This window comes from Microvirga sp. P4_G7 (genome assembly GCF_056401005.1).
In genome coordinates, this window is sequence record NZ_JBFUKD010000170.1 from 1 (window position 1) to 6501 (window position 6501).

Annotated in this window: 5 protein-coding genes and 1 pseudogene; 2 read left to right on the forward strand and 4 right to left on the reverse strand. The window is 60.6% G+C overall.

The window, feature by feature from the left end; translation table 11 throughout:
- A partial coding sequence (locus AC1DT3_RS09725; protein WP_477465052.1) for a hypothetical protein occupies window positions 1-1040 on the forward strand: 1040 nt, incomplete at its 5' end.
- Window positions 1041-1075: 35 nt separating this feature from the next.
- Complete coding sequence (locus AC1DT3_RS09730) at window positions 1076-3166, forward strand: sulfatase-like hydrolase/transferase (protein ID WP_477465053.1); 2091 nt, start codon at window positions 1076-1078, stop codon at window positions 3164-3166.
- Here AC1DT3_RS09730 and AC1DT3_RS09735 read toward each other — a convergent pair.
- The 4 genes and pseudogenes from AC1DT3_RS09735 to AC1DT3_RS09750 all read right to left on the reverse strand — a co-directional run.
- Complete coding sequence (locus tag AC1DT3_RS09735; protein WP_477465054.1) at window positions 3163-4020, reverse strand: glycosyltransferase family 2 protein; 858 nt, start codon at window positions 4018-4020, stop codon at window positions 3163-3165. The genes AC1DT3_RS09730 and AC1DT3_RS09735 overlap by 4 nt on opposite strands.
- A gap of 3 nt (window positions 4021-4023) precedes the next feature.
- Window positions 4024-4971, reverse strand: a complete 948-nt coding sequence (fcl, locus tag AC1DT3_RS09740; RefSeq protein WP_477465055.1) for a GDP-L-fucose synthase — start codon at window positions 4969-4971, stop codon at window positions 4024-4026.
- 59 nt (window positions 4972-5030) lie between these two features.
- On the reverse strand, window positions 5031-5900 hold the full coding sequence (locus AC1DT3_RS09745; RefSeq protein ID WP_477465056.1) for a glycosyltransferase family 2 protein: 870 nt from the start codon (window positions 5898-5900) through the stop codon (window positions 5031-5033).
- Window positions 5901-5962: 62 nt separating this feature from the next.
- A pseudogene (locus AC1DT3_RS09750) lies at window positions 5963-6501 on the reverse strand (hypothetical protein); the annotation flags it as partial.

The following is a 6501-nucleotide window of genomic DNA, read 5'->3' on the forward strand; positions in this document are numbered from 1 at the left end:
TCACGGAGGGACAGCAGCGCGAACGGCCATATCTGTTCTATAAGGGCATCGCAGATGCCTACAACGACTACTTTCCCCAGATCGAGCGATTCGTCGTGCGTGGCAACGTTCATGATCCGGCGGCTTGGTCGCGGGCCGATGGGCCAGAACCGAAGCGCGTCGACGCGACGCTCGGTTCGCTCGCCTTCGGCAAGCCGGAGACGAGCAAATTCCTCGGGCTCGGATGGTCGGCTGAAGCCGACTATGTGCCCGTGTCGTGGATCATCGCCAATCCCGCGACAGTGTCCGGACGTCTCCCGGCGGGCGACGCGGTCAGAATGTCGATTCGGTTCATGAGTCCTCACCCCGATCAGAGCGTGCGCATTACGCTGAACAATCGCGAACTTGCCACGTGGGACTTTCCGCAGCCGACTGAATGGACGAGCAGAAGCCTTGTCTTCACCCCGACCGAGGAAGAGCGCGACACCCCCGTGACAATCGAGATTTCGGTCGCGAAAATCGGTCCGGTAAAAGGTGGCGACGTCCGGCAGCTCGGAATCGCCGTGCGCTCGATTGCCGTGCGCGGCGTGCCGAAGGAAGCTGATCTCGCAGCGCTCGATCGGGAAGACGAGCAACCCGTGCTCAATGATGGGCCGCTCGAGAAACTGGCCTTGAACGATCTTGCCGCGCGCGACTTTCTCGATACCGCGTGGTCGATCGAAGAGCCGTCCGCGCAGGTGTCCTGGATCCTTTCGAGCCCGGCGTCCATCTCGGGGCGTCTCCCTGCCGCGACAGCGGTTCGGATGAGCATGAAGTTCATGAACCCTCATCGCGGACAGGTTGTCAGGATTGAACTCAACGGACGCGAACTGGCACGTTGGGAGCTGCCTGAACCGTCGGCTTTGGTCGAGCGCGACATCGTCTTCACGCCGCAGCCCAGCGAACGCGAGGCACCGGTCAGGATCGAGGTGAAGGTCGACAAGCTCGGCACAATCTCACCGAATGACAACCGAAAGCTCGGCATCGCCGTGAAAGCGGTGAAAATCCAGCCGGCGAATTGAGGGCTGGGAACTCATGACAAGTGAGGAAGTTTAGAATGCCTTTTCTGGTCGCCGCAGCCATCGCTTTTCATCTCGCCGTCCTTGCACCCCTCTACGTGATGGCATTGCAAGGAGACCAATTCGCGTTGGATCAGCAGGCATTGCTCGGTTGGCCGCTACTCGGGGCAGCCGCTGCGGCGTCCATCCTTGGAACCATTCTCCATTTCGCTGCACGGCGCCATTGGTTTCGGGTCATCGCAATCGTCGCCGCCGTCGGTGTGTATCTCTATCTGCAATTCTATCTTTTGGTTTGGGATTTTGGACCGTTCGATGGTCGGACGATGAGCTTCGCCGATTTCAGATTGGAGGGAGCCGTCGAGCTCGTACTCCTGATTGCTCTTATCTGCGTGGCATCGCTCTGGCCCAAGATTGCCGCCCCGCTCTTCAGCCGGTTCGTCACCATCTTGTTCGTCGCCAGCGCCGGTCTGGGCGTTTGGCAATTCGCGAATGCCGTGCCGGCTGCGCAGAAGACGCCGATCGATGTGGCCACCGTGCCGCTCGCGTCACCGAATTTCTATCGTGATGGAAGACCTCTTCTTCCTGGCATCACGAGTGTGTCGCGTGAGAAGAACGTCATCATCCTTCTCCTGGACACATTGCAATCGGACGTGTTTGAGAAAGTCGTCATGGGTGATCCCGCGCTGCGCAAGCGGTTCGACGGCTTCACGTTGTTCAACAATGCATCCGGGCACTTTCCCTTTACCGGTCTCAGCATCCCCTCGATCTTGACCGGCGAACCTTACGAGAATACCGCGGAGAAAATCCCAAGTTATCGTGAAAGAGTGGCGCCCAAGCGCATTGAAGCGGTTCTCGCCGATCATGGTTTCGCGGCGTCGCGTATCCCGCTCCATTCTCGTGGCGATTTTCTCAGCGCACAAACCGGGAGTTGCCGAAACTACGGTGCGGTATACGATCTGTTTGGTTTCCGCCAATTGCCGATAGCGCTCAAGCCATGGTTCTACGATCAGGGCCGCTTCCGTCTTGCGCGGCTCTGCAGCGCCATTCCGGCGACGGACGCGGAAACTGATCAGGCTGTGTTCGACAAGCTGATCGAAGGACTTCAGGCGGACTCGACCAAGCCGACAGTCAAGTATCTGCACTTTTGGGGAGCCCATCCTCCCGCGATGGTGACATCAACCTGTGAACCGCGCGACAAGAGCAAGAACAGTTTCGGTGAATTCCAGGGCCAAGCTGTTTGCGCATTGCACCGAGTGGCCGACTATATCGACAAGCTGAGAAGCCTCGGCGTCTTCGAAAACACGATGATGTTTGTCATTTCTGACCACGGAGCGCGATACGGATTTCTCAAGAGGCCAGATGGAAAGGGCGGACCTCCTGGCTACGTGATGTCGTCTGCGACTCCGTCGATCGCCTTCCACGATTTCGGCGACAATCGACCCTTCAGCACGAGTCCCGCCCCGGCCATGTTGGCCGACATCTATCCCACGATCTTGGCGCCGCTTCAAATATCAACGCAAACCTTCGGGACAGATCTGCGCAAGGTTGCGCCCGACGCCAAGCGAGAGCGCCCATATATGTTCTTCCGCAACGCAGGCGACGCCAGCGGCGAATACCTCTCGAAGATTGACCGGTTCGTCATTCGCGGAAACGTTCACGACCCACGCGCCTGGGCGCAAGACGAGCGCGACGAACAGGGATCGCGCAAAGCGCTGCCGTTCGATCAGCTGAACTTCAAGGGGGATTCCCTGAGCCGCTTCCTCGGTTTGGGATGGTCGGCGGAAGCGCGTGGCGTGGCACAATCCTGGGTCATTGCCAGCCCGGCATCCGTCACCGGCATCTTGCCGCCCGGACAGAAATTGTATCTCTCGATGGATATTCTCAACCCACATCGAGACCAGACCGTCACCATCGACCTCAACGGCCGCGAACTGGCGCGATGGACGTTTCCAGAACCCGTGTCTTGGACCACGAAGACAGTCGAATTCATGCCGACACCGGAAGAGATCGGAGCACCGGTCACCTTCGATGTCGAGGTCGAGAAGATCATAGCGGCCGATGGCGGCGAGAAGGGTCGTGGCATCGCCGTGAATTCGATTAAGGTTGAGAGCGGCGCGCCAGCGCCCTAGGGATCGCGGCGATCCCACCACCGGCGTAGCTGCAGCCGCGTTCTCGGAACCAAAACGAACGAGCGCGCCAGTTCCAACAGCATGCTTAGCGTGCGACCGTCGTTACGCATGGCGACGGCCTTCTCCACGTGGAGCCAACCTCGCAGGCGTCGTAAGAGCTCAGGCTTGATCGCCGCGTTCTCTGCAAACTTGCGTTCGATGATGTTCGCCGACGCGATGACGTTCGCTGCGTTGGCGCGCCGCCCGATGCCGATTTTGGCGCCGATGATCGGCGCGACGCGCAATCGTCCGCCGGCCAACGCGAAACGCAGAAACCAATCGAGATCTTCGAGGCGACGCAAGGCGGGATCGAACGGGCCGACGATGGCGAAAGCCTGTTTCGGAACGACGATCGTGGCGCCGGGGCTGAACCAGCAGCCGCTGGCGAAATCGCGTGGATCGGCGCTTTCGATCGGTATGCGGTGATAGGTTCTGCCGGTGATCGCATCGTGCGCGTCCCAGCCGCAGCTCACCGCAATCAGAGGATCATCCTCGATCAAGGCGTGTTGCGCTTCGAGCTTTGCCGGCAAAAACACATCGTCCGAATCGAGAAAAGCGATCAGTTCGGAGCGGGCGGCCGCGACGCCAGCCATCCGAGCTCCGGCCGCACCCCGGTTTTCGGCGAGGCGGACGATCGTGATGCGCGGGTCGTCGATGCCGAGAGTCGCTGCCGTGACCGGTACGTGCGACGCATCGTCGACGATGACGATCTCTTGCGGTGACCGTGTCTGATTCAGCGCCGATCGCACCGCTTCGCGCAAGCTTTCCAAGCGGTCGTGAACGGGGATGACGACGCTGATCGTCCGTTGCACCATGGGTCAGTCGCGGAAGTCGGCCTGATGGGCGAGGAACCAGTCGTAATAGCCCTTCAAGCCATCGCGCAGCGTGATCTGTGGCCGCCAGCCGAGGCCGTTGATCCGACCGGTATCGAGCAACTTGCGCGGTGTGCCGTCCGGTTTTGTCGTGTCGAATACGAGCTCGCCCTGGAACCCGACCGTGTCCTTGATGAGCCGCGCCACGTTGCCGATGGTAATGTCCTCGCCCCAACCGACGTTGAGCGGGACTTCGCCGCTGTAATGGCGCAGGAGATAAACGCAGGCATCGGCCATATCGTCGACATGCAGAAACTCGCGCAGCGGCGTTCCCGTGCCCCACACCGTCATCGTCGTCGCGTTCGCGACCTTTGCTTCATGTGCCTTGCGCAAAAGGGCCGGCAGAACGTGCGAGGTGGCGAGATTGAAATTGTCGTTCGGCCCGTAGAGGTTGGTCGGCTGGCACGAGATGTAGTCGCGTCCGTGCTGCTTGCGGTACGCCTGGCACAGCTTGATGCCCGAGATCTTGGCGAGGGCGTACCATTCGTTCGTCGGCTCGAGGGGACCCGTAAGCAACGAATCCTCGTTGATCGGCTGCGGCGCCAAGCGCGGATAAATGCAGGAGGAGCCGAGAAAGAGCAGTTTCTCCACATCGGTCCGGTGCGCAGCCTCGATCAGGTTGGATGCGATCATCAGGTTTTCGTAAATGAAGTCAGCCGGCTGCGTGTTGTTCGCGTGGATGCCGCCGACCTTCGCCGCCGCGATCACCACCACGTCCGGGCGCTCTCGTTCCATGTAGGCACGCACACTCGCCTGGTCGCGCAAGTCCACGTCTTTGCGGCCGGCCGTCAGCGAGGGAATACCGTCCTTCGCGAGACGGCGAACGATCGCCGAGCCGACCATGCCGTTATGGCCGGTTACAAAGATCTTCTTTCCTTCGAGCGAGAGCGACATGGCGAACCTGGGGAGTTTGAATGCGGGAGACGAGCGGCGTTCAGCGTTGCTCTCTTACATCAATGCCGCGACAGGAGCCATGCCTGCGTCTCGCTGTCGAATTCGCAGAAAGGCGCGGCCTTCAGGAGCCTCAGCCGCTCGGCGAAAGGCCGAAGACCGCGGGGCAGGGACCGGCGCAGGCCGACCGACAAAGTCTGAGCGAGGCCATTGCGCGGTGCCGCGCCGTGGCTCGTGAGGGCGCGGCGGGCTTCGTCGAGGTAATCGTTCCAATGAATGCGGCTGAGCTGGTTGGCATGGCGGCGGAAGGCCCCGATCGGAGCCGATATCGACCATAGCTCGGCGTGTCGAAAAAACCGGGCCCACAACTCGAAATCGGCGGCGAGTTTGTAGGACGTATCGAGCCTGCCGCCGGCGCGGTCCCAGAGGGACCGGCGCCAGAAAGTCGATTCCTGCTGCACCATGCTCAAGGACCGGCCGCGCGAGAAGCCGGGTAGGTGTTCTCCTCTGAGAAAACCTTCGCGCGACACGCCCCAGTGGATCGTTTGTTCGACGAGGCGGCCGTCCTCGTCGAGGAAGCTGATGATGCGGCTCGTCACCCATTCGATGGCGGGATGGGCGGTGAAGATCTCGTCGATGAGCTTGAGACTGTCGGGGAAGAGGGAATCACCGGAATTGAGCCACCCCATGATCTCGCCCGTGCTGAGGGCGAAACCCTTGTTGAGGGCGTCGTAGAGGCCTTGATCGGGCTCGCTGATCGCGTTGCTGAGGTGATTCCTGCGCTGCTCGATGCAATCCTGCGACCCGTCGGACGACCCGCCGTCGACGACGATGTAGTCGAGGTCGCCATGGTCGGCCGCAAGGACCGAATCCATCGTCTGCGCGAGGAAATCGCGGCGGTTGAGATTCGGCGTTACAATCGAAATTCGCATTACGTGATCTAAAGCGCTGAAAGGCCCTTCGAGCCAGCGAAAAATTGTCGAATCCACCGCCCTCAGAGGGGGCGCTTGCGGCGTTGGTGAACGAAGGTCCGAAACCCGCGATACCAATCCCCAAAGGTCATCAGGTCTCCCACGGCCGGCCCCGACTTCGCTAGGGTGTAACGAAAAACCCCCTTAATGCAATACTGTGGCGACGTCGCATTGATGGCGACCCAGAGAGCCTTGAAATAGACCCATCGGAAAAAGAGGTGGGCGTGATCGCCGAAAAACTGGGAATGGAATTTCACGTAGAGATGGTCGCTGACCGCCTGGACGTAGTAGGGCGACACCCTGCCGAAGATCCGCTTTTGGGTCGCCAGGATCTCCGCGTAGAGGTCGAATGTCTGAGCGGCGGTCTTCGTCGTCTCGTACCAGCGGTTGCCCGAGATATCGGCGTCGACCCGCGCAAAGGAGGCGCCGGAAACGGCGAACCGCGCCCAAAGCTCGTAATCCATGCAGAAATTGAGGGACCGGTTCAGCCCGCCGACGCGCTCATAGAGAGCCCGCGCGTAGAACAGCGACGGCTGGGCCACATATCCCTTCTCGAACATTT